This window comes from Nocardioides sp. (assembly GCF_036401255.1).
In the GTDB taxonomy this organism is placed as follows: domain Bacteria; phylum Actinomycetota; class Actinomycetes; order Propionibacteriales; family Nocardioidaceae; genus Nocardioides.
Map to the genome: position 1 here is coordinate 1 of NZ_DASWVI010000213.1, position 3,641 is coordinate 3,641.

A 3,641-nucleotide genomic window follows, 5' to 3' on the forward strand; every position below is an offset into this window, starting at 1 on the left:
CAAGGGGTCGCAGGTTCAAATCCTGTCAGCCCGACCGAACGAGAACCCCGTCCGACCGGCACCACGCCGGGTCGGGCGGGGTTCTTGCGTGTGCGGGCGCGTGGGAGCGTCGGCTGTCCCTTGAAAGCGCGGGTGGCTTCCCCTCAGTCGGCCCGCGGACCGGCCGATGGAGAGGTCGGGGTGACCGTGCGGTCCGGCGGACCGTGGTCTCCCGGCGCGTCGAGCACGCGACGGGGGCGAGGAGGTGGGGAACGTGGTGTCCACCCGGGTGCGCGTCGTGGCGGGCCTCGTGGCGGCTCTGGCCGCCGTGGGTGCGACGTACGCCGGTCTGACGACCCTGCGGAGCGACGCGCGCGCCGCGGACGACGCCGCCACCAGGCTCGTGGTCGTGAGGATGGACATCATCCGGATGCTCGACATCCCGTGGGGAGCCTCGCCGGCCGAGACCGACGACCCCCAGGTCGTCGCCGACGAGTTCCTGGGTGCCCAGCAGGGTGTACGCCGCGAGGTCGACGACCTGGCCGCCGCGCCGGGTCTCCCGGAGCGCGAGGAGTTCCTCCGGCACTTCGACCGGTCGCTCGAGGCCCTCGAGCAGATCCTGTCGGCCGTGTCGTCCGGGGACGAGGACGCCATCGGCGACGCCGGGGGTGTCTCCGCGCGGCAGATGTACCAGGCGGACAGGGTCCTCCAGCACGCCGCGCGACGCCTCCAGCGGGAGGCCGACCGTTCGGCCGCCCAGGAGTCCGTCGGGTCCATGGTCCTGATCGGGGTCTTGTTCGTGGCGTTCGCCGGCTACTTCGTGCGTTCGGTCCGCTCGCACGCCACGGTCGCGCGTACGGCCGTCGACCTGGCGGAGGCGCGCGACGCCGCACTGCTCGCCGCCCAGCAGAAGTCCGCGTTCCTGGCGACGATGAGCCATGAGATCCGCAACCCGCTGAACGGGTTGGTCGGGCTCAACGACCTGCTGTTGCGCACGCCCCTGGACGCCCACCAGGAGCGGCTCGTCAAGGGCGCCGACACCTCGGGACGGACCCTGCTGCGCCTGATCAACGACGTGCTGGACCTCTCGAAGATCGAGGCCGGGCGCCTGGTGCTCGAGAACATCGACTTCGACCTGCGCAGGCTGCTCGACGACATCGCGGTCGTGCTCGGCATCCAGGCCCGGCAGAAGGGCGTCGAGCTCGTCGTCTCCTGCCATCCCGACGTCCCCGACCGGCTGCGCGGCGACCCCACCCGCCTCGGCCAGGTGATCTACAACCTCAGCGCGAACGCCCTGAAGTTCACCAGCCGGGGCGAGGTCTCCGTGCGGGCGCTGGCCTACGACCAGGTCACGCGCCGCGCGGTCCTCCGGGTCGAGGTGACGGACACCGGGCCGGGCGTCGCGCCCAGCGAGCGTGAGCACATCTTCGAGCCCTACTCCCAAGCCGACGCCTCCACGACGCGCAAGTACGGCGGCACCGGCCTCGGGCTCGCGATCGCCCGTCAGATCGTCGAGTCGATGGGAGGGACGATCGGCGTGGCCGACGCCCCGCAGCGGGGCGCGCTGTTCTGGTTCACGGTGCCCCTGGTCCCGGCCGAGGACGCCCCGAGGTCCGCCAGCGGTCCCGACCCGGCGGTAGTGGCCGGGCGGCGGGTGCTCGTCGTGGACGACAACGCGTCGAGCCGGATGGTCCTCTGCGAGCTGCTCGGCCAGTGGGGGGCCGCCGCAGTCGCCGCCTCGGACGGGCCCGCCGCGCTCGCGCTGCTCGAGTCGGCGTACGCCGCGGGGGAGCCCTTCGACGCCGTCCTCGTCGACAGCGTCATGCCGGACATGGACGGTCCCGAGCTCGTCGCGAGGATCCAGGCTCGGGAGGGGCTCGCGGGCACGCCGGTGCTGATGCTCAGCGCCACCTCCGATCCGCCGGACGGATCGCCGCCGATCCCCGGTGTGACGGCGACGCTCGCCAAGCCGGTGCCCGCCGAGGTGCTCCTGGACGCTCTGGCGCGCCCGTCATCCCCCGGGGCCCGTGAGCCGGTGCCGGTGGCCGACCCGGCCGAGCTCCCGGCGCCCCCGGATCCGGCCCGCGGCGTACGTCGTGTCCTCGTGGTCGACGACAACGACGTCAACCGCCTCGTCGCGCGAGGCCTCCTCGCCTCGATCGGCTACGAGGCGGTCGAGGCCGCCGATGGCGTCGAGGCCGTCGAGGCCGTCGCCGCGGCCGGGTCCTCCGGGCCCGACGCGTTCGCCGCGGTGCTGATGGACGTGCACATGCCGCGCATGGACGGGTACGCCGCGACCCGGGCCCTGCGGGAACGGGAAGGTGAGGGGCCGCGGCTCCCGATCCTGGCGCTCACGGCGACCGCCGCCCCGTCCGAGCGGACGAGGTGCCTGTCGGCCGGCATGGACGACGTGCTCACCAAGCCGTTGGGGCGCGCCGAGCTGCGGGCGGCCCTCGAGCACTGGGCGCCGGACTACGCCGGCGCCTCAGCCGCCGAGTAGCCCGCCCAGCCCGCCGCCGCTGCTCTTGCCGCTCGCGGCCTGGTGCCCGCCGGTGATCACCGACTCGCTCGGCTGGACCACGACGAAGCCCTGGCCGCCGAACGCCATCTGGAACAGCTCCCCGGTGCCGCCGCGGACGAGCGACTTCACGCCGCCGGTGTCGACCCGGATGTCCATCGTCACCCCGGACGTCCACAGCACGACCGCCTGCGCGTCGGCGAACGTCGGGGCGCTCGCGACGTCGAGCGCGACGGGCTCACCGCTCGTGGTGACGGCGACGTAGCCGGTCCCGCGCAGCGACACGTTGTAGAGACCGCCGGTCATCGCCGCGCCGCGGGCCTGCACGCGGTGGATCTCCCAGTCGATCGAGGAGGAGAAGGCCAGCACGCTCGAGCCGTTCACCGAGATCATGTCGTTCTCCAGGTAGAGGACCTGGACGTCGGCGGCGAAGTCGGCGACGAACAGCTCACCGCTGCCCGTGCACTGCATCATGTCGACGCCCTCGCCGGTCACCGCCTGCTTGAACATCTTGCCCAGGCCGCCGGACCCCTTGTTCTCGAAGCGCACGTCGCCCTGGTAGGCGACCATCGAGCCGGTCTTGGCCCAGACCGGGCCGTAGCCCATGTTGATCTTCAGCAGCTTCTTGTTCTGCAGGGAGAACGGGTCGGTCGACGACTTCTCCTTGAACTCCTCCAGCAGCGTCCCGTGCAGCGGCATCTCCACTCCTCCTGGTGCCGTCGGCTCCACGCCGACGTCGTCCTGTTCCGCACTCTACGAGCGCCGTGCGGCGTACGCTGCCGAACGGGGGAGCACCCCCACGAAGGGCATGGGAGGGCAGTCGAGATGGGATTCCTGGACAAGGCCAAGGCGGCGGCGAACGAGCTGGCGGCCAAGGCGGACACGGCGCTGGCGAACTCGGGCCTGGGCGGCTCGGGAGCGGCGGTCTCCCCGGAGAAGCTCCTTCGTGACCTCGGGGTCATCGCCTACCTCGAGGCCGCCGGACGCCCCGCCCCCGACGGGGAGCGGGAGCGCATCGTGGCCGCGCTGAGCGAACACGAGCGGACCGGTTCGCTGCCGGCGCTGGTCCTGCAGACGACGCCCGCACCTCCCGCCGCAGCGCCGGCGCCACCCGCCACCGGCACCGTGCCGCCGCCCCCGGCCG

Annotated in this window: 2 protein-coding genes and 1 pseudogene; 2 read left to right on the forward strand and 1 reads right to left on the reverse strand. The window is 73.0% G+C overall.

Going from position 1 to position 3,641, the window contains the following annotated elements; genetic code table 11:
- Positions 1-253: 253 nt before the first annotated feature.
- Positions 254-2,479, forward strand: coding sequence for a response regulator (locus VGD85_RS09910; protein WP_331063288.1), 2,226 nt, complete (start codon positions 254-256; stop codon positions 2,477-2,479).
- Here VGD85_RS09910 and VGD85_RS09915 read toward each other — a convergent pair.
- Positions 2,465-3,196 (reverse strand): AIM24 family protein, encoded by a 732-nt coding sequence (locus tag VGD85_RS09915; RefSeq protein ID WP_331063289.1) that lies wholly within the window; start codon positions 3,194-3,196, stop codon positions 2,465-2,467. The two genes, VGD85_RS09910 and VGD85_RS09915, sit on opposite strands and share 15 nt — an antisense overlap.
- Positions 3,197-3,322: 126 nt before the next feature.
- Here VGD85_RS09915 and VGD85_RS09920 point away from each other — a divergent pair.
- Positions 3,323-3,641, forward strand: a pseudogene (locus VGD85_RS09920) (hypothetical protein); the annotation flags it as partial.